Genomic DNA, 18,926 nt, shown 5'->3' on the forward strand with positions numbered 1-18,926 from the left:
CTTTGGGCCCATTCGCCACGCATTAGCCCTTTGGGCCAATTGAGCGTCACGCGGTTGCGACCTACGTTGACTATCGGGTAAATGACCGGAGACGGGCGATGAACAAGCGGGATACATCGAATCTGGCGAGTCTCTCGCCATTCGAACTCAAGGACGAACTCATCAAGCTTGCCGGCAGCGTGTCGAACCGGCTGATGCTCAACGCGGGCCGCGGGAATCCAAATTTTCTGGCCACCACGCCTCGCCATGGTTTCTGGCAGCTCGGACTGTTCGCGATGATCGAGTCCGAACGTTCGTTTTCGTATTTGTCGTCCGGCGTCGGCGGATTCCCCCGCCGCGCCGGTATCGAGGAGCGCTTCGACCTGTTCGTACGCGCGCATCACGACGTGCCGGGCGTGCCGTTCCTGGCCGGTGCGGTGTCCTATGTGCGCGACCAGCTGGGTCTGGACGGCGGCGATTTCCTGTACGAGATGTGCGAAGGCATCCTGGCCTGCAACTACCCCGTGCCCGATCGCATGCTTCGGCTCTCCGAAAAGATCGTCAAGCAGTACATCCGCCGCGAAATGATCGGCAAGCATCCGTTCGCGGGCGACTTCGACCTCTACGCGGTCGAGGGCGGCACGGCCGCGATGACCTATCTGTTCTCGTCGATGCGCACGAATCACCTGCTGCGCCCGGGCGATGTGATCGCCCTCGGCAAGCCGATCTTTACGCCGTATATCGAGATTCCGGAGCTCGCCGAGTATCAGCTGCACGAGATCGCGATCGATGCGGATCCGGCGGGCGGCTGGCAGTACCCGAAGAAGGAGCTCGACAAGCTGCGCGACCCCAAGGTCAAGGCCTTCTTCCTCGTCAATCCGAGCAATCCGCCGTCGGTGCGCGTGAGCGACGAGAGCCTTGCCTATATCGCCGAGATCGTCAAGGAACGGCCGGACCTCATCATCCTGACCGACGACGTGTATGGCACCTTCGCCGACGACTTCGTGTCGCTGTTCGCCATGTGCCCCTACAACACGATCCTCGTGTACTCGTACTCGAAGTACTTCGGCGCCACGGGCTGGCGGCTCGGCGTGATCGCGACGCACAAGACCAACCTGCTCGACCATACGATCGGCAAGCATCCCAAGGATGTGGCGGGCGCGCTGAACAAGCGCTACGCGTCCATCACCACGACGCCCGAGAAGCTTCTGTTTATCGACCGTGTCGTCGCCGACAGCCGCACGGTTGCCCTCAACCACACCGCGGGGCTATCGACGCCGCAGCAGGTCCAGATGGTGCTCTTCTCGCTGTTCTCGCTCATGGACACCGCCGAGACCTACAAGCAGACCATGAAGCAGCTGATCCGCAGCCGCAAGGCGGCGCTCTACCGCGGCATGGGCGCGGCGGCGGAGGCGCCCGATGCGAACGTCGTGGATTACTACACGCTGCTCGATGTGGAACAGATGAGCCGCGAGGTGGGACCCGAGTTCGTCGCCTGGCTGCTCGACTCGATCCAGCCCTACGAGCTGCTGTTCCGGCTGGCCGAGGAAGCGGGCGTGGTGCTGCTGCCCGGTGGCGGCTTCGGTACGCATCACCCTTCGGGCCGCGTGTCGCTCGCCAATCTCAACGAGGAGGACTACGTCAAGATCGGCCGCTCGGTCCGCAAGCTGCGCGACGAGTACCTCGAACGTTACCGGGCATCGCATGGCAAGTCGTCGAAGGGAAAAAAGACGTAAGCACAACAACGAGGTGAGATCATGACCTGGTTCGTCAACACGCTGCGCGCCTACCCCGAGATCGCCATCTTCCTGGCCCTCGGGGTTGGCTACTGGATCGGCGGGAAAAGCTTCAAGGGGTTCAGCCTGGGCGCGGTGACGTCGACGCTGCTCGTGGCCATCGTCATCGGGATTCTCGGCGTGAAGATCTCCGGTAACGTGAAATCGGTCTTCTTCCTCATCTTTCTGTTCGCCGTGGGTTACGGCGTGGGTCCGCAGTTCGTGCGCGGTATCGCCCGCGATGGCCTGCCGCAGGCGATCTTCGCGGTGGTCATGGCGGTGCTGTCGCTGGCGGCGTCGCTCGCAGCCGCGATGCTTGCCGGCTACGACCTCGGTTCCGCGGCCGGGCTGTTCGCCGGCTCGCAAACCATCTCCGCGTCGATGGGGCTGGCCACGGATGCCATCAACCGCCTTGGTCTCCCGCCGGACGAGGCCAAGGCGCTGCTCGACGGCATGCCGATCGCCTATGCGGTGACCTATATCTTCGGCACTGTCGGCTCGGCCATCATCCTCGCGCAAATCGGGCCGAAACTGCTCGGTATCGATCTGCAGGCGGCATGCCGCGACTACGAGAAGATGCTCGGCGCGGGCGCGGGTGGCGCGGAAGGCGCGACGGAATGGCACGAGTTCGAGGTACGTGCTTATTCGGTGGCGCCCGACAGCATCTTTATCGGCAAGACCGTCGGCGAGCTCGAAGCGGGCACCCGCGACGGCGTGCGCGCCTTTGTCGAGCGCATTCGCCGCAATGGCAAGATCATCGAGGTGGAACTGGACACGCGTATCGAAGGCAACGACATCGTGGCCATCGGCGGCAAGCGCGACCAGCTGATCCTGCGGCTCGGCCCCAGCGGCCGCGAGGTACATGACGCCGAACTGCTCGACATTCCCACCGAAGGCGTCGATATCTACGTCACGAACAAGGAGGTCGACGACAAGCCGCTCGAGGAACTCGCGCGCTGGCCGGGCGCGCGCGGGGTCTTTCTCCGGAAGATCAAGCGCGGCCCGACGGAGACGATGATTCCCGTGCTGCCGAAGACGCGCCTGTACCGTGGCGACGTGATCACCGTGGTGGGCCGCACGCAGGACATCAATGCCGCCGCGCGGCGCATCGGGTATGTCGATCGCCCCACGACGGTGACCGATGTCGCGTTCGTATCGCTGGCGATCTTCGTCGGCGCATTGGTCGGTGCCGTCGTGATCAAGGTGGCGGACATCCCGCTGACGATCTCCACGGCCGGCGGCGCGCTGATCGCGGGCATCATCTTCGGCTGGTTCCGCGCCATCCATCCCACGTTCGGCCGGATTCCGGAGCCAACCCTGTGGTTCATGAACTCGGTGGGCCTGAACATGTTTATCGCGGTAGTGGGCATCTCCGCGGGGCCGGGCTTTATCGCCGGCCTGCAGAAACTCGGGGTCAGCCTGTTCCTGTGGGGGATCTTTGCCACGGCCGTGCCGCTGGTGCTCGGCATGCTGATCGCGAAGTTCGTGTTCCGCTTCCATCCGGCGCTGATCCTCGGTATCTGCGCGGGCGCGCGCACGACGACGGCGGCACTGGGCATGGTCTGCGATGCGGCAAAGAGCCAGGTGCCCGGCCTGGGCTATACCGTCACCTATGCGGTCGGCAATACGCTGCTGACGATCTGGGGGATGGTCATGATCATGATTCTCGCGTGAGCGCGCGCGTGTCGTCGTCGGCCGGCGGCACGTCCTCCACCCACTGCCAGAACAGCTGATAAGCCACGGCGAGCGCCACCGGCCCGATAAACAGGCCGATGACACCGCCGCTGATCATGCCGCCCAGCGCGCCGATCAGCACCACGGGCATCGGCACCGCGACGCCGCGGCCCAGCAGCATGGGCTTGAGCACATTGTCGACGAGCCCCGCGACGAAGACGTACACCGCAAACGCGACGTTGGCCGTGCTCACGCCCCCAGTAAAGAACACGAAGATGATGACCGGTATCGTGACCAGCGATGCCGGCAGCTGCATGATCCCGAGCAGCAGCACCGCCAGCGCGAGCAGCCCCGCGCCGGGCACGCCCTTGACGACGAACGCGATGCCGATCAGCAGCATCTGAATGAAGGCGATGCCGATCACGCCCTGCGCCACCGCGCGGATGGTCGCCGTGCACAAGTCCACGATGACGGGCCCACGCTCGGGCCCCGAAATGCGCGACGCGATCTGTACCGCGGCGCGCGCGCCCGACTGCCCGTACGCCATGAAGATGCCGGCAACGACCAGCGCGCCGACGAATACCAGCAGCCCCGCGCCGACGCCACCGACGGCCCCGAGCACCGTGACGCCGAGCGCCTTGATCTGTGGCGTGAGTTTCTGCACGACGGCGGTCGCATCGGTCGACGCGAGCAGCCAGAAGTCATAGACGCGCTGGCCGACCACGGGCCAGCTTGCGACCGACTGCGCAGGCGGCGGGATGCGAAGCTCCCCGCTGCGCGCCACCGACATCGCGTGCTCGCCCGATTCGATCAATGCGGTACCGAGCAGATAGGTCGGCACGAGCACCACGGCGATCACCAGCACGATCAGCAGCGTGGCGGTGCGTCCATGCCCGGCCAGAATCCTGCGTTGCAGACGCAGATGCAGCGGATAGAGCGTGATGGCGAGGATCAGCGACCAGACGATGAGATCCAGGAACGGCCGGAAGATCTGGAAGCAGAACACCGCCAGCAGCGCGATAAGGCTGAACCGGATATAGACGTCGATCAGCGTGCGCGAGACGCGCGCGACCGGGAACATGGATCGTGACATGGCAGTCTCCCTGCGCGAAGCGGTCACGCATGCCGCCGCCAGCGCGCCGCGGCCATGAGCCCCGCGCCGATCAGCGCCAGCACGAGGCAACCCAGCAGCCAGTCGTATGCCGGCACGTTGAGCAGGTAGCGCGCCGGCGCGTCCGACAGCTTGAACATCTGCACTTCGAGACCGAGCGCGACCCGCAACAGGTTGATCTTTTCGGGCATGCGGCCGCTCGGCTCGCTGAAGAACACCCCCAGCGCCGCAATCGCGCATGCCGCGCCGATCAGCCAGACTCCGATTCTGTACATGGTGCCTGCTCCCCTCCTGAGCACAGATTCAGCCATGTCTCCGGGCAAAGCAATTGGTCCTTGGGCCTAGCATTGGACCAAAGGCCCTTGTCAATGTGCATGCGGACATCCAGATTGATGGGTGAGGCTAGCAAGCGGCCACCGCGCCGCGTTCACGCGAAGTTTCGACCCCATATCCATGTGTCAAGCCATCGCCTTGCCTGGTCCATTGCGTTCGCGCTGCTGACGAGCCTGCCGCACGCGCCAGTGCGCGCCCAGTCGGGCAGCGGCAGCGACACGAACGACCGCGCGGCGTCCGTGGCGACCGTGGCGCGCCCGCGCGTCTGCCTGGTGCTGTCCGGCGGCGGCGCGCGTGGCGCCGCGCATATCGGCGTGCTGAAAGTCCTGGAATCGCTGCGGGTGCCCGTGGACTGCATCGCGGGCACGAGCATGGGCGCGCTCGTCGGTGCCGCGTATGCCACGGGCACGAGCCCCGAAGCCATGGAAAAAATGGTCGGCACGATCTCCGCGCGCGCGTTGTTCAACGAGCGCCCGCCCCGCCAGAACCTGACGATGCGGCGCAAGGAGGAAGACCGTTCCAACCTCATCACCCCGGAGATCGGCGTTCAGGAAGGCGAACTGGTACTGCCCAAGGGCGCGGTCACAGGCGTCCAGCTGGAGAAGGTGCTGCGCGAGATGGCGCCCGCGCCCGGCTATCGGGACTTCGATACGCTGCCGATTCCGTACCGCGCCGTGGCGACGGACCTCGTGACCGGCACCGCGGTCGTTTTCCGCGAAGGCGAACTGTCGCGCGCGATGCGCGCGAGCATGTCGGTGCCCGGTGCGATCGCCCCCGTCGAGTACGAGGGCAAGCTGCTCGTGGATGGCGGCCTGGTGGACAACCTGCCCATCGACGTGGCCCGCGCGATGGGCGCGGACATCATCATCGCGGTCAATCTCGGCACGCCGCTGATGACGCGCCAGCAGTTGCGCTCCGCGCTGAGCGTGACCATGCAGATGCTCAATATCCTGACCGAGCAAAACGTACGGTCCTCGCTCGCCGCGATCGGGCCGAACGATATCCTGATCGAGCCCCTGCTCGGCGATTTCTCGGCCGCCGATTTCGATCACCTCGCGCGCACCATCCCTATCGGCGAGGCCGCGGCGCGCAAGGAGGCGGCGAAGCTCGAGGCGCTGTCGCTGCCGCCGGAGATGTACGCGGCGCTGCGCGCGCGCCAGCAGGCCGTGCCGCCGCCCGACCGGCGCGAAATCGACGAGATCCGCATCGCGCCGATGCAACGCGTGAACCCGGACTACATCGCCTCCAGCATCCAGACCAGGCCGGGCGCGCCGCTCGACGAGGCGCGCCTCAACGAGGACCTGAACCGCGTCTTCGGCACCAGCGACTTCGAGCACGTCGATTACCGGGTGCTCGAGGAACCGGGCAAGCGCATCCTCTCGGTGGACGCGGTCGAGAAATCGTACGGCCCCAACTATGTTCGCTTCGGCCTGGGCCTGAGCACCGATTTCCGCGGCGATTCGTTCTTCAGCGTGCTGGGCAGCTACCGGCGCACCTGGATCAACTCGCTGGGGGCGGAGTGGCGTACCGACGCGCAGGCCGGCCAGACCAGCCGGCTCATCAGCGAGTTCTATCAGCCGGTCAATCTTTCGCAGACGCTGTTTGTGGCACCGCGCATCCAGCTGGAACGGCGCCCGCTCTACGTCTTTCAGGACACGAGCCGCATTGCCACCTACGACTTGCGCAGCTACGACGCGGGATTCGATGTCGGCGCCCAGTTCACGCGCTATGCGGAGGCGCGGGCCGGCGTCCTGTTCGGCGAGCAGAAGATCTCGCTCAGCACGGGGCCCCAGGCGTTTGCGCCGCCGGTCACCAGCGCGCGCCGCGGGGCGTTCACCGCGCGGCTGCTCGTGGATCAGATCGACAGCACGGCGTTCCCGCGCAGCGGCTATGCCGGCACCCTGAATCTGTTCGCCTCGCGGCCCGAACTGGGCGCGGACCAGTCGTATACGAAGGGCGAGGCAACGGGCCTCTATGCGATGTCCACCGGTCCCCATACCGTGAATCTCGGGTTCCGTGCCGGCAGCAATCTCGGCGGCAACACACTGCCGACCTACGATCTCTTCCAGTGGGGCGGCTTCCTGCAGCAATCGGGCTACAGCACCGGCCAGTTGCTGGGCAGCAACCTGCAGTTCGTGCGCGCCGTCTACTACAACCGGCTGGCGCGCCAGTCGCTGCTGGAGGGCGTGTATGGCGGCTTCTCGCTGGAGCTGGGCCGCGTGGGCGCCCCGCTCGTCCCGGGCAACCCCACGGGCTGGCTCAAGTCCGGCTCGGTCTTCGTGGCGCTGGACACGCCGATCGGTCCGTTCTATCTGGCATATGGCCGGGCCTCCGCGGGCCATTACAGCTTCTACCTGTTCCTGGGCAAGCCGTGATCGCGGCGCGGCGGCATCAATCCTTGAGCATCGCCTTCTTCCAGCTGCCATCCGCCTGCTGGCAATACCAGCCCTTCCACCGTTCCGGCTGCCGTCCGCTCTGCCGGAATTCCGTGCGCACCTGGCGGCAGCGCTGGCCGCCCTCGGTACGGGTCTGGAGCGGGGTGATCGACCCTTCCGTGACCTTGCCGGCATTGTTGGGCGGCAGCTTGATCGGCTCGGTGGTGCCGTCCGCCGACTCGCTCATGACGCGATTGAAGGTAGTGGTCAGCTGCTCGGTGCCTGCCTTGCCGAGCGTGCCGACGATGGTGGCGTTCAGGAAATGATCGAAATATGCATGGACGGGCGCTGGGATCGCCATCGCTATCGCCATCGCCACCGTGGTGGCGGCCACGGCCCGTCCGTTCAGGGACGGCCTCATGTCGGACCTCATGTCGCACTCCTCGTTCATCTGGCCCGTCATTTCGCTGCGCCCGGTTCCACGGAGATGGCGATCGCCTCCGTATACACGGCCTGCACCCGGTCGCCGCGCTTGACGTCCTGCATCTGCGCGGGGTCGGACACATGCAGGTCCATGACCTGCCCGCGCGGGCCCTTCACCGTCACGATCTGCGCATCCTTGTTGACGGCCACCACCTGCGCCACCACTGTGACCTCGCGGCCCATGGTCCCGCCCGGCTTGGCGCCCGGCTGCGACCGCTCGGCGATCTCGCGCTCCTGCACGGTCGCTTCGCCCGCCCCCTTCTTCAGGCTGACGGTCAGCGCTTCCTGATAGGACACGGTCACCTTGTCGCCCACGCGCAGCTGCTCGAAGTTGCGGGCTTCCGGTCCGACGGTCATGTCCATGACACGCCCCTGCGGCGTCTTCAGCGTGATCCTCCGGTTCCGCGCATCGATCGCCGTGATGGTGGCCACGGCCGTCGCCGTCGCCGAGGCGGTCGCCTGTCCGGGCGTGCGCGTGACGCTGCTCTTGATATCGGGCTGCGCCACGGCCGCGGACCAGACCGCAGCCGCCAGCAGCGGCACCAGGAAGCGCAAGACGCTTCCGGATTCATGTTGTGTCGGCATGGGAACCTCCTTCTCGAAGACCTCAGACATCGCGGGCCGGCCGGCGTCGCCGGTCAGCGTATGGAATACCCGCGCCCTTCCATGCACGCGGAATAGGCCCGGTAATACGTATCCAGCGCCCCGGTGGACTGCGCCTGCGCGTTCGCCTCGGCATTGCGCTTGTTCTGGCGCGCCCGCGCGCCGCCCGCCATGGTGCCGACGGCCGCGCCGGCCGCCGCGCCCTTGCCCGCATCGCCAGCAATGCCGCCGATCACGGCGCCGCCCAGCGCACCGCGCGCCGCGCCACCGACGCGCTCGCCCCCGCCCACCGCCGGCCCCCCTTGCGGCGGCGGCGCGGTGTTGACCGCCGCGGGATCGATCCCCGTGTTCGACTTGGCCCACGCGTAGCACGCCCCGTCGTCCTTCTGTTGCTGCTGCGCACTCTGGCCCTTGGCCGGATACGCGATGGGACGCGACTGCGCCATGGCGGCGCCCCAGATGCCGGCCGTCACGCAAACGGCCAGCGCTCCTGCCATCGATCTGTCCATGATTCACTCCTTGACGGATACCGTGGTGGCCTCGAGTCCGGTCTGCGCGCCCGTGCCGGCAGGCCAGCCACCGCCGAGCGCCTTGTATAGCTGGATCAGTTGCCCGAACTCCGCGCCGCGCAGGCTCGACTGGTCGAGTTGCGCGGCAAACAGCGCGCGCTCGGAATCGAGCACCTCCAGATAGCTGGTGTAGCCGCCTTCATACCGATCGCGCGCCAGCAACGCGTAGCGGGACAACGCGTCCACCTGCTCGGTCTTCGCATCGAGTTGCCCCTGCGTGCGCTGCACGCTGACCAGCGCGTCGGCCACCTCGCGGAACGCGACCTGGATGGCCTGCCGATACCCGTGCAGCGCCTGCGCCTGCCTGGCCTCCGCCTGCTTTACGTCGCCCGCGATGGCGCCGCCTGTGAAGATTGGCACGCTGATCAGCCCGCCGTACGACCACATCTGCGCGGAACCGAGCCAGAGCCCCGACAGCGCGGTGCTCGCGGCACCGAACAGACCGGTCAGGGAGATGCTGGGGAAATACTGCGCGCGCGCCGCGCCGATGCGCGCATTGGCGGCCACGAGGTTCTGCTCGGCCTGCACGAGGTCGGGCCGCTGCGTGAGCAATGTCGAGGGCAGGCCCATCGGCACCGTCGGCAACTGCAACTCGCCGATCTCCTTGCCGCGCGGGATGTCGCGCGGATTGTCGCCGAGGAGCAAGGCCAGCAGGTTCTCCTGCAGCGATACCTGCTGCCGGAACTGTTCCACCGAGACCAGCGCGGACGCATATTCCGAGCGCGATTGCGAGAACTCGACCTCCGACACCACGCCACCCTGAAAGCGGTCGCGAAACACGTTGAGCGCGCCTTCTCGGCTGACCACCGTCTCCCGCGCGATGCGCAGCCGGTTGTCGAGATCGCGCAGCGTGATATACGCGCTGGCCACGGCCGCCACGACGCTGACCTCGGTCGCGCGCCGCCCCTGCTCGCTGGCCGCCCATTCCGCGCGGGCCGCTTCCGTCTGCCGGCGAATGCGCCCGAACAGATCGATCTCCCATGACGCGAACACGTCCGCCCGCACCTGATTGAACGGATTGTCGACGGGCACCACATTGCCGCCGCTGTTGCTGATGCGCTGCCGGCCGCCGCCGAACTCGGCCCCCACCTGCGGAAACAGCCCGGCACGCGCGGCCATCACGCGACCGTAGTATTCCTCCACCCGCGCCGTGGCGATCAACAGGTCCTGATTGCGGGCCAACGCGACGAGGATCAGTTCATCGAGCGTCGGATCGCCGATCTGCGACCACCAGTACTCGTCCGAGGCAACCGTCACGGGCGCCGCCGCCGGCGCGTCGGCAAAGCGGTAGGCCGCCGGCACGTCCACGGGCGGGCGTTCGTAATCGGGCCCAACCGCGCATCCGCCGAGGGCGATCACCGCGCCACAGCCCCATGCGATACCGTGCGGACGCGTGGTCATGCATTGCCTCCCGTGGGCGCCGCGGAATCGGTGCCCGCGGCTTCGGGCGGCCGTGCCGCCATCTTCTTGGCGGACGCCCGCTCGAGCCCCCAGAAGAACATCGGGATAAAGAACACGGCGATCACCGTGGCACCGAGCATGCCGCCAATCACGCCCGTCCCGAGCGACTGCCGGCTCGCCGCCGACGCCCCGCTTGCTATCGCGAGCGGAATACAGCCGAGAATGAATGCGAGCGAGGTCATGATGATCGGGCGCAGCCGCAGCTTGGCGGCCTTGACCGCGGCGTCGTACGGGCTCAATCCCTCCTTGACGCGCATCTCCACCGCGAACTCGAAGATCAGGATGGCGTTCTTCGCCGCGAGCGCGATCAGCACCGTCAGCCCGATCTGGAAGTAAACGTCGTTTTCCATGCCGCGCATCAGAATACCCAGCAGCGCGCCGAACAGCGCGAACGGCACGGCCATCAGCACGCCGAACGGCAACGACCACTTTTCGTACTGCGCGGCAAGAATCAGGAACACCATCAGCAACGCGAAGGCAAACACCAGCGCCGCCGTGGAACCGGCCTTCTTCTCCTCGTACGCTTGCCCGCTCCATGCATACGCATAGCCGGGCCCCAGCACCTGCGCCGCCACCTCCTCCATGGCCTGCAGCGCCTGCCCGGAGCTGTAGCCCTGCGCCGCATCCCCCGTGATCTTGGCCGCGGGAAAGTTGTTGAACCGCGTCACAAGGTCCGCGCCCGCGACGTAGCGCGCATTGGTCACTGCCTTGATCGGCACCATCTCGCCGCGCGCGTTGCGCACGTAGACGCGGTCGAGGTCTTCGGGCCGCGAGCGGTACTCGGGTTCCGCCTGCAGGATGACCTGGAACAGCCGGCTGTTCTTCGGGAACTGGCTGACGTACAGCGAGCCGAACATCGTTTGCAATGCCGAGTACACCTGCTCCACGGGCACGCCCTGCGTCTCCGCGCGCTCGCGGTCGAGGTCCACGAGCAGCTGCCGCGATTTCGTGTTGATGGTGGTGCTGATGCCGCGCAGTTCGGGCCGCTGCCGCGCCGCCGCGATGAATGCCCGCGTGCGTTCCTCCAGCTGCTGATAGGTGCCGTCGCCCGTGCTCTGCAGCCAGAACTCGAACCCGCCCGTGGTGCCCAGGCCCGGAATCGACGGCGGATTGACCGGTATCACGAGTCCTTCGCGGTAGGTGGAGAACTCCCGATTGGCGCGCGCGATCAGGTTGGCCGCGCTTTCTTCGGGCCCGCGTTCATGAAAGCCCTTGAGCGTGACGAACAGCGTGCCGGCATTGGCCTTGTTCTGCGAATCGATGAGGCTGTAGCCGTCGGGCGAGGCGACGGACTTCACGCCGGGCTGCTTCGCGAACCACTCTTCCGCGCGCTTCGACAGATCGCCCGTCCGGTCGAGACTGGCCGCGTCGGGCAGGATCACCGCGCCAAGCAGATAGCCCTGGTCCTCCACGGGCAGGAACGACGACGGAATGCGCGCGAACATCAGCACGCTCACCGCGACGAGCGCCGCCACGAGCGCCAGCGAGATGACCGCGCGCCGGATCAGCAGCTGCACCGCGCTGCCATAGCCTTCCACGATGCGGTCGAAGCTGCGGTTGAACCAGCGGAAGAAGCGATTCTTCTCGTGGCTGCCGGGCTTGAGCAGAATGGCCGCGAGCGCCGGCGACAGCGTCAGCGCCACCACGCCGGAGAGCAGGACCGACACCGCAAGCGTGATGGCGAACTGCTTGTAGAGCTGCCCGGTGATGCCGGACAGGAACGCCACGGGGATAAACACCGCCAGCAGCACCAGCACGATGGCGATCACGGGCCCGCCCACTTCGTCCATGGCCGCCTTGGCCGCCTCGCGCGGCGGCATATGAAACTCCATCATGTTGCGTTCGACGTTCTCGATCACGACGATGGCATCGTCCACGACGATCCCGATCGCCAGCACCATGCCGAACAACGTCAGCATATTCACCGAGAAGCCGAACGCCGACATCGCCATGAACGTGCCGATGATCGAGACCGGCACGGCAAGAATCGGCACGAGCGTGGCGCGGAAGCTCTGGAGGAACAGATACACCACGAGAATCACAAGGATGACCGCGTCGCGCAGCGTGTGCACCACCTCGTTGATCGACTCGTGCACGAACTCGGTCGTGTCGAGCGCGACCTCGTATTCCATGCCCGGCGGAAAGCTCTTGCGCGCCTCCGCCAGCGTGTTCCGCACCTGCTCGGCCACGGCCAGCGCGTTGGCGCCGGGTTGCTGGTACACGGCCAGCAGCGTGGCGGTCTTGCCCTTGAAGCGGCTGCGCAGCGAATAGTCCTTCGAGCCCAGTTCCGCGCGGCCGATGTCCTTGAGCCGGACCAGCGCGGCGTCGCCGGAAGCGGCGCGCAGGATGATGTTCTCGAACTCCTTGGGCTCCGTCATGCGGCCCTTGGTCGTGACCGGAAACGTCTGCTTGACCGGGCCCGCGGTCGGCGACTGCCCGATGCGCCCGGCGGAGAACTGCTCGTTCTGGTTCGAGACCGCGTTCTTGACGTCCTCGGCCGTGATACCGAGTTGTGCCATGCGGTCGGGCCGCAGCCAGAGGCGCATCGCATAGTCGGGCGTGCCGAAGATCGCCGACTGGTTCGCGCCCGGAATGCGCTTGAGCGCATCGAGGATGTAGATGCTCGTGTAGTTGTCGACGAACGTCTGCGGATAGCTGTTATCGGGCGAATAGACGGCAATGACCATCATGAAGGCCTGCGACCGCTTCTCCACGGTCACCCCCTGCCGCGTCACCGCATCGGGCAATGTCGGCAGCGCGAGGTTGACGCGGTTCTGCACATCGACCTGCGCCAGCGACGGATCCGTCCCGATCTCGAAGTACACCGTCAGCGTCATGTTGCCGGTGGAGGAACTCGTGGAGGACATGTACAGCATGTTGTCCGCGCCATTGACTTCCTGCTCGATTGGCGCGGCCACGTTCTGCGCGACCACTTCGGAGCTCGCGCCCGGATAGGTCGTCGAGACCGTGATGCTCGGCGGCGTGATATCGGGGAACTGCGCGATGGGCAGGTTGAAGACCGCCACGAGGCCGCCCACCACGATGATGATCGACAGCACCGACGCAAAGATCGGCCGGTCGATAAAGAAGTGCGACAGCTTCATGATGGTGGCCCTTTCCCGGCCACCGCGGCGGGAGCGGATGCGGGCGTCCCCGCGCCGTCGGCCGCGGTTGCGGCAGCGCGCGCATCCACGGGCTTGACCTTTGCGCCCGGTGCCAGCCGCACCGAACCGTCGACCACCACGGTGTCCCCCTCGCGCAGTCCGGCCCGCACGACCCAGTTGCCCTGTGTCCATTCCCCGACGTCGATGACGCGCGACTCGACCTTGTCGTCCTTGCCCACCGTCCACACGGACTGCCCGCGCGCGCCCTGCACCACGGCCTCCTGCGGCACCGTGATGGCGCGTGTGCGCGTGGCACCGAACACGTAGACGCGCACGAACTGCCCCGGCCGCAGCGTGCCCTCGGGGTTCGGCAGTTCGGCGCGAATCAGATAGGTGCCCGTTTCGGAACTGAACGAGGCATCGGCGAACGCGATATGGCCGCGCCGCTTGTACTTGGTGCCATCGGCCAGCACGATCTCCACCTCCATGCTGCCGCGATCGGGCATCTTCAGTTCGCCGGAAGCCTGCTGCGCCTGGTTCTTCAGCACCTCGTTCTCCGACAGGCTGAAGTTGACCCAGATCGGATCCAGCCTGGCCACGTACGTGAGCAGGCTGTTGCTCGCGTCGATATACGAGCCGACCTGCTTCTTGGCATAGCTCGACAGCCCCGCCACGGGCGAGGCTATGGTCGTATAGCCGAGGTTCAGCTTTGCATTCGTGACGTTCGCCCTGGCCTGCTCGACGGCCGCGGCGGCGGCCTGCTCGTTGCCGGTCGCGTCGTCGAGGTCCTTCTGGCTCAGGGCGTTGCGTGCCGCCAGGGGCCGCACCCGGGCGAGGTTGGCGCGCGCCGTGGTCAGCCGCGCCTGCTGCTGCGCGAGCTCGGCCTGCGCGGCATCCAGCGCGGCCTTGAACGGCTTCTGGTCCATCCGGAACAGCACCTGCCCGGCCTTGACCAGCGCCCCTTCGGTGTAGAGCCGCTCTTCGAGGAAGCCATTGACCCGCGCCCGGATCTCCACCTGCTGCGAACTCTGCGTTTCGCCTACGAATTCGTAGGTCAATGGCACGTCTTTCAGCGCGACACGGATCACGCCGACCTCGGTGACCGGCGCGGCCGGCGGCGCCTTGGCCTCCTGCTTCTGGCATGCCGCCAGCAGCATGGCGGCGCACACCATGACGGCCCACCCCATGCCGATGCGCGCACGGCCCGCCAGTCGGGAACCCGGTCGATTGTCCATCGTCTGCCCTTCGTTACTGGAACCGCTCCCGCAGGATCAGCGCGTTGATCTTGTGTCCATTCCAGAACACGCCGTGGATGCGCGGCTGCAGTTGATGCAAGGTGGCCAGCCGCATCGAAGCGTACGTCAGCATGACGGCCGGCCGGGTGCCGTCGCCCTCGTGCCGCTCGATCTCGTCATACGCGGGAAAGCCATAGCGCTGCAGGAACGCAAGCACGTCTTCGTCCGTGGTATCGGGATGAAGATTCGAAAGCATCATCAGCGGCATGGTCTGCTCCTTCCGTGCTGATATGAGTGTGCGCCCTGCCATCCATTTCGCAATTGGACCAAGGACCAAACCATGACGGCACGCGCTAGGCCAGCGCCTCGCGGACGAGTTCGATCAGCTGGCGGCCGTCGAACGGTTTGCGCAGGTAGCCGATGGCGCCCGAGGAGAGCGCCTTGTCGCGTGCTTCCGGCAGATCGTGGGCAGTGATGAAGATGACCGCGGGTGCGCGGTCCGAGAGGCGCTGCTGCACCTCCAGCCCGTCCATCTCGGGCATGCAGACGTCCAGGATCACGCACGCAGGCCGGTAGGCGGGCTGCGCCGCCATGCGTGCCAGCAGCGCGGTACCCGTCGTGAAGATGTCGACAGTGATGCTTGCGGAACGCAACAGGCGCGCGGTGGCCCGCGCGACCGATGCGTCATCGTCCACCACTACCGCGAAGCGACCGATTGGCCGACCGTCTGGCCCTAACATTCACAGGACGCCCATTAATCCAGTCAGATAACCTACAGGCTAAGTAACCGTGGCGCGCTGCGATATTGGCCCATGGTCCATCGATCAGCCGGAGCGCGATCGCTCCGTCTCCCGGTGCGACGCGCACAACCCCATCCTGTCCGCGATGCGCACCAGCGCCGGCAACGAGTCGACTTCGAGCTTCTGCATGACGTGCGCGCGATGGACCTTGATGGTCTTCTCCACTGTGCCCAGCTCGCTGGCGACCTGCTTGTTGCGGATGCCCGTCACGACCCACGTCAGCACCTCGCGCTCGCGGGGCGTAAGGCGCTGGATCTTCTGGCGCAGCGACTGCAACTCGCGCTGCAGCGCAAAGTGCTCGGCCGCACATGCGCAGCCCTTCTCCACGGCCGCCAGCAGATCGGTGTCCGACACGGGCTTCTCCAGAAACTCGATGGCGCCGGCCTGCATGGCCTGGACCGCGCGGGTCACATCGCCGTGGCCACTCAGGAAGATGACGGGTACCCTGCCCTGAAGGCCCTGCTGGAGCATCAGGCCATCCATGTCGGGCATCAGAAGGTCCAGCAATACGCAGGCCGGGCCGGCATCGAGATCGGCTTCATCGAGAAAGGCCTCCGCCGACGGGAACATCGCCACGGCGTAGCCATGCGCGGTCAGTACGCGCCCCAACGCACGCCGCACGCTGTCGTCGTCATCCACGATATGAACTGTAGCCCTCGCATGCATACTGTCACCTCCAGCGAAACACCGCGGCGCCGGTCGAACCCTGGCGAAGCGCCTCCGCTTCCCGCGGCAGGACACATTCGAACGTCATGCCGCCACCGCTGTTGCGAATAGCCTCGATATGGCCGCCGTTGCGCTCCATGAGCGCGCGGCTGAGCGACAGGCCGAGACCCATGCCCTTAGGCTTCGAGGAATAGAAAGGTCGAAAGATCTTTTCGAGGTCGTCGGCCGCGACGCCGGCGCCATTGTCCTGCACGGCAATACGGAGCGCGCGATCCGCCGCGCGCACCCGGACCGTGATGAAGCGGTCGTGGCTCGACCGCCCCGATGCCACGGCATCCAGCGCGTTGACCAGCAGGTTCAGCAGCACGAGGCGGATCTCCACCGGATCGCCCACCGCGCGCGGGAGCCCGTCCTCGATATCTCGCTTGACGACCACGCTGCGCGCGCTCGCATTGGCCCGCGCCAGGTCCAACGCCTGATCGACCACGTCCGCGACGCTGAATGGCACCATGCGCGGCGCTTCTCCCAGTATCAGCGCGCGCACGCCACGCACGATGTCGCTCGCGCGCGAGGCATCATCGACCATGTCGTCGACGATCTCCTTCAGCATTTCCTTGTTGAACGTGCTGGAAGCGAGAAACTCGCGCGCGGCATGCGCGTTGCTCGTGATTGCCGTCAGCGGCTGGTTGAGTTCGTGCGCGAGGGAGCCGGCAAGCTCCGCGATGCCGGATTGCGGCAAGGCGTGCGCCAGCGGGCCCCTCAGCGTCAGCCGCATGGGCTCCCGCGCGCCGCGAGGCGCGGCGCGCAGCCGTTGCATCGCGACCGCACAGCCGACACCCATGGCCGCCGCGATGCAGAGCACCCACGCCAGTGACCGTCGCATGGCCGAGTCCGGGTCAGATGTCCAGCTTCCCGATCTTGGTACCCTCTAGCGACAGGTTTGCCATCAGACCGGCGTTGGTGAGGACGAAGGCGATGATGGGCGCCTTTGCGGTATTCGTATCGAGTTGCCCGTTGGCGCCGATACCGATGACGGCGACCGAGCCGTCCACGCCGGCCGTCCACCCCTTGCTTTGCTGGAAGCTACGCAGGGAGTCTTCCGTCATGAACATCATGATGAGCGCCTTGGACTGCGCACCTGCAAGGAAGCCGAAGGAGGCCGTGGTCGTACGGTAGTACGCGGTGGTCGCATTGGCGACCCGCAAGGCGCCCTCGCCGTACTCGGCGCCGACGACGAAGCCGCCGGCAAGGATGCGCGGGAATACGAGTACGCCCCGGGCGTCGTTCGCCAGCGATCTGGATGCGGCCGCGGTGTTGAAGAGCCTGGTCAGCGTGCCATCCACCGCCGCGTCGATCTCCCGGCGCTTCGCGGCCGCGTCACTCGGCGTGGCCGGCGTGCCAGTGCATGCCGTCAGCGTGGGGCCGAGTGCCAGGGAAGAAGAGAGCAAGAACAGCCGTCGATCCATGATGCCTCCCGTGTGCAGTGATACTGCCTTTTTCGACAATAGCGGGGCTCATCCGCACGGGGGCGTCGACGACATCGGTACGGCACTACCCCTGAATGGCGACCAAGCCTACCTTCGTCTGTTTTCAATTGTTCTGATGTTTGTGACATACAAACTAGGTCGACCATTTAATCATTGCAATCTTTACTTTTTCTGACGCGCATTGCATTTCACGACGCTCATAAAAATTTCAATGCGCGCGATTCAGTACTTATTTTTTGTATTGAATCATTTAAACCAAGGCTTAAAAATAATTCTCAATCATTTTTTTCGTAATCCTGAAAGACTATGGCCGGGGGGCCGATGCCTGGGCGGATACCTCGCTCCATCGGCTATCGGGATCGAACGAATCGATCGCCGCGGCGCGTGCAGCCGTCTCTGGCCCCAGATCGCGCTCGTAGACCGTGCCGGCATGGCTGATCATGAAACTCTTGATGCCGGTTTCCCCATAACGCGCGGGCCACGCGAGGACGGCAAAGCCGCCGAAGAGCTGGCCATTGACGAGGTATGTGTACGCGCCGCCGGGCGCGGCCGAACCTTGCGAGGTCAACAGTTTGTAGCGGTAGCCGTGATAGCCGTCGTTACCCTTGTTTTGCGTCACGGCGTCGATAAAGGCGGGGCCGAGGGGGCTTTCCGCCTCGCCGGGGCGCGTCGGCCAGTAAAGGCCGTCCATCTTTCCGGGCGAGCTCACGAGCTTGCGCGCGTACACCGACATCCCGTTGGTGCCGTGGTTGGCATCGGCATACTCGCGCTGGGCGTCGCCGATCGCGAGCATCGTCTGTATCGTGTTCAGCTCGTTGCGGCCGATTCGCCTGAGGCGCATTTCCTCGAGGCCTGCACGGGTGTCGAAGTGCCATTTGCCGTGGGATTGCACCAGGGGGATCGGGAGGGTCCAGCCGTCATTGCCCACGGATATGCGTGCGCGGCCGGTGTTGTCCCTGACGATGCCATGCGCCTGGTTCCATGCGGCAAGAAATCGATATCGTAAATCCGCGCCTAGCGGTGGAATAACGTTGCGAGATATCGGACCTAGCAGACTCTGCACAGCAGAATCGTCGCTGGTAGCGATCGCATCGCCGAACGCGGTCATCGCGGATTCGGGTGTGTCGAAATTGCGTTGCGCATGGGCCGGTGAATCCGCCATGCATAGCATCGCGAATGCGAACCATGCGCAGGCAGCCCACCGCGTCGCGATGGGCTTGAGCGCGGTCAGTGCTGTCACCGGATGTTTTGGATGGTCCATGTCCGCGAAC

17 protein-coding genes are annotated in these 18,926 nt (G+C 65.9%); 3 read left to right on the forward strand and 14 right to left on the reverse strand.

The features are described from left to right. The first annotated feature begins 98 nt into the window (after positions 1-98). Together AAHB16_RS04110 and aspT are read left to right on the forward strand one after the other, a co-directional pair. A complete protein-coding gene (locus AAHB16_RS04110) occupies positions 99-1,715 on the forward strand; it encodes a bifunctional aspartate transaminase/aspartate 4-decarboxylase (protein ID WP_150374511.1) in 1,617 nt (538 codons plus the stop codon). A gap of 21 nt (positions 1,716-1,736) precedes the next feature. Continuing rightward, positions 1,737-3,428 carry an aspartate-alanine antiporter gene (gene aspT, locus AAHB16_RS04115; protein ID WP_342050176.1) on the forward strand — a complete coding sequence of 564 codons (1,692 nt, stop codon included), beginning with the start codon at positions 1,737-1,739 and terminating at the stop codon, positions 3,426-3,428. On the opposite strand, the gene AAHB16_RS04120 is transcribed toward aspT, so the two are convergent. Continuing rightward, on the reverse strand, positions 3,412-4,521 hold the full coding sequence (locus AAHB16_RS04120) for an AI-2E family transporter (protein WP_150374513.1): 1,110 nt from the start codon (positions 4,519-4,521) through the stop codon (positions 3,412-3,414). The two genes, aspT and AAHB16_RS04120, sit on opposite strands and share 17 nt — an antisense overlap. A gap of 23 nt (positions 4,522-4,544) precedes the next feature. Then, positions 4,545-4,814 carry a hypothetical protein gene (locus AAHB16_RS04125; RefSeq protein ID WP_223851715.1) on the reverse strand — a complete coding sequence of 90 codons (270 nt, stop codon included), beginning with the start codon at positions 4,812-4,814 and terminating at the stop codon, positions 4,545-4,547. A 117-nt stretch (positions 4,815-4,931) separates the two neighbouring features. On the opposite strand from AAHB16_RS04125, the gene AAHB16_RS04130 reads away from it, so the two are divergent. Further along, positions 4,932-7,247 (forward strand): patatin-like phospholipase family protein, encoded by a 2,316-nt coding sequence (locus AAHB16_RS04130; protein ID WP_446718061.1) that lies wholly within the window; start codon positions 4,932-4,934, stop codon positions 7,245-7,247. A 16-nt stretch (positions 7,248-7,263) separates the two neighbouring features. Here the strand turns inward: AAHB16_RS04130 and AAHB16_RS04135 are convergent, their stop codons facing one another. The 12 genes from AAHB16_RS04135 to AAHB16_RS04190 form a co-directional block, all read right to left on the reverse strand. Then, positions 7,264-7,668, reverse strand: a complete 405-nt coding sequence (locus tag AAHB16_RS04135; RefSeq protein WP_342050177.1) for an RT0821/Lpp0805 family surface protein — start codon at positions 7,666-7,668, stop codon at positions 7,264-7,266. Between the two features lie 38 nt (positions 7,669-7,706). Continuing rightward, the gene (locus AAHB16_RS04140) at positions 7,707-8,315 is read right to left on the reverse strand and encodes a hypothetical protein (RefSeq protein ID WP_342050178.1); all 609 of its coding nucleotides are present in this window, start codon (positions 8,313-8,315) and stop codon (positions 7,707-7,709) included. Between the two features lie 53 nt (positions 8,316-8,368). Beyond that, the gene (locus tag AAHB16_RS04145; RefSeq protein WP_411859893.1) at positions 8,369-8,779 is read right to left on the reverse strand and encodes a glycine zipper domain-containing protein; all 411 of its coding nucleotides are present in this window, start codon (positions 8,777-8,779) and stop codon (positions 8,369-8,371) included. Between the two features lie 66 nt (positions 8,780-8,845). After that, on the reverse strand, positions 8,846-10,303 hold the full coding sequence (locus AAHB16_RS04150) for an efflux transporter outer membrane subunit (RefSeq protein ID WP_342050179.1): 1,458 nt from the start codon (positions 10,301-10,303) through the stop codon (positions 8,846-8,848). Beyond that, positions 10,300-13,467 carry an efflux RND transporter permease subunit gene (locus AAHB16_RS04155; RefSeq protein ID WP_223851718.1) on the reverse strand — a complete coding sequence of 1,056 codons (3,168 nt, stop codon included), beginning with the start codon at positions 13,465-13,467 and terminating at the stop codon, positions 10,300-10,302. The genes AAHB16_RS04150 and AAHB16_RS04155 overlap by 4 nt, the downstream gene beginning before the upstream one ends. Further along, positions 13,464-14,702, reverse strand: coding sequence for an efflux RND transporter periplasmic adaptor subunit (locus tag AAHB16_RS04160; protein WP_411859867.1), 1,239 nt, complete (start codon positions 14,700-14,702; stop codon positions 13,464-13,466). The genes AAHB16_RS04155 and AAHB16_RS04160 overlap by 4 nt, the downstream gene beginning before the upstream one ends. A gap of 13 nt (positions 14,703-14,715) precedes the next feature. Beyond that, positions 14,716-14,970: an RNA-binding protein gene (locus AAHB16_RS04165; RefSeq protein WP_150374516.1), complete on the reverse strand. Its 255-nt coding sequence runs from the start codon at positions 14,968-14,970 to the stop codon at positions 14,716-14,718. An 85-nt stretch (positions 14,971-15,055) separates the two neighbouring features. After that, positions 15,056-15,397, reverse strand: a complete 342-nt coding sequence (locus AAHB16_RS04170; RefSeq protein ID WP_317889557.1) for a response regulator transcription factor — start codon at positions 15,395-15,397, stop codon at positions 15,056-15,058. A gap of 129 nt (positions 15,398-15,526) precedes the next feature. Beyond that, positions 15,527-16,141 (reverse strand): response regulator transcription factor, encoded by a 615-nt coding sequence (locus AAHB16_RS04175; RefSeq protein WP_317889558.1) that lies wholly within the window; start codon positions 16,139-16,141, stop codon positions 15,527-15,529. 31 nt (positions 16,142-16,172) lie between these two features. Then, positions 16,173-17,051 (reverse strand): sensor histidine kinase, encoded by an 879-nt coding sequence (locus AAHB16_RS04180; protein ID WP_342050180.1) that lies wholly within the window; start codon positions 17,049-17,051, stop codon positions 16,173-16,175. Positions 17,052-17,064: 13 nt separating this feature from the next. Continuing rightward, positions 17,065-17,634 (reverse strand): BPSL1445 family SYLF domain-containing lipoprotein, encoded by a 570-nt coding sequence (locus AAHB16_RS04185; protein WP_342050181.1) that lies wholly within the window; start codon positions 17,632-17,634, stop codon positions 17,065-17,067. Between the two features lie 325 nt (positions 17,635-17,959). Further along, complete coding sequence (locus tag AAHB16_RS04190) at positions 17,960-18,826, reverse strand: DUF2950 domain-containing protein (RefSeq protein ID WP_342050266.1); 867 nt, start codon at positions 18,824-18,826, stop codon at positions 17,960-17,962. Positions 18,827-18,926: the final 100 nt, after the last annotated feature.

Origin of the sequence: Cupriavidus sp. OTU4054 (genome assembly GCF_038440175.1) — a bacterium.
Taxonomy (GTDB): Bacteria; Pseudomonadota; Gammaproteobacteria; order Burkholderiales; family Burkholderiaceae; genus Cupriavidus; species Cupriavidus pauculus_D.

What these genes read in the sequence shown, in the direction of transcription:
- AAHB16_RS04110 (WP_150374511.1), top strand. Translation starts at nt 99, where the DNA reads ATGAACAAGCGGGATACATCGAATCTGGCGAGTCTCTCGCCATTCGAA.
- aspT (WP_342050176.1), top strand. Translation starts at nt 1,737, where the DNA reads ATGACCTGGTTCGTCAACACGCTGCGCGCCTACCCCGAGATCGCCATC.
- AAHB16_RS04120 (WP_150374513.1), bottom strand. Translation starts at nt 4,521, where the DNA reads ATGTCACGATCCATGTTCCCGGTCGCGCGCGTCTCGCGCACGCTGATC.
- AAHB16_RS04125 (WP_223851715.1), bottom strand. Translation starts at nt 4,814, where the DNA reads ATGTACAGAATCGGAGTCTGGCTGATCGGCGCGGCATGCGCGATTGCG.
- AAHB16_RS04130 (WP_446718061.1), top strand. Translation starts at nt 4,932, where the DNA reads ATGGGTGAGGCTAGCAAGCGGCCACCGCGCCGCGTTCACGCGAAGTTT.
- AAHB16_RS04135 (WP_342050177.1), bottom strand. Translation starts at nt 7,668, where the DNA reads ATGAGGCCGTCCCTGAACGGACGGGCCGTGGCCGCCACCACGGTGGCG.
- AAHB16_RS04140 (WP_342050178.1), bottom strand. Translation starts at nt 8,315, where the DNA reads ATGCCGACACAACATGAATCCGGAAGCGTCTTGCGCTTCCTGGTGCCG.
- AAHB16_RS04145 (WP_411859893.1), bottom strand. Translation starts at nt 8,779, where the DNA reads ATGGCGCAGTCGCGTCCCATCGCGTATCCGGCCAAGGGCCAGAGTGCG.
- AAHB16_RS04150 (WP_342050179.1), bottom strand. Translation starts at nt 10,303, where the DNA reads ATGACCACGCGTCCGCACGGTATCGCATGGGGCTGTGGCGCGGTGATC.
- AAHB16_RS04155 (WP_223851718.1), bottom strand. Translation starts at nt 13,467, where the DNA reads ATGAAGCTGTCGCACTTCTTTATCGACCGGCCGATCTTTGCGTCGGTG.
- AAHB16_RS04160 (WP_411859867.1), bottom strand. Translation starts at nt 14,702, where the DNA reads ATGGACAATCGACCGGGTTCCCGACTGGCGGGCCGTGCGCGCATCGGC.
- AAHB16_RS04165 (WP_150374516.1), bottom strand. Translation starts at nt 14,970, where the DNA reads ATGCCGCTGATGATGCTTTCGAATCTTCATCCCGATACCACGGACGAA.
- AAHB16_RS04180 (WP_342050180.1), bottom strand. Translation starts at nt 17,051, where the DNA reads ATGCGACGGTCACTGGCGTGGGTGCTCTGCATCGCGGCGGCCATGGGT.
- AAHB16_RS04185 (WP_342050181.1), bottom strand. Translation starts at nt 17,634, where the DNA reads ATGGATCGACGGCTGTTCTTGCTCTCTTCTTCCCTGGCACTCGGCCCC.
- AAHB16_RS04190 (WP_342050266.1), bottom strand. Translation starts at nt 18,826, where the DNA reads ATGCTATGCATGGCGGATTCACCGGCCCATGCGCAACGCAATTTCGAC.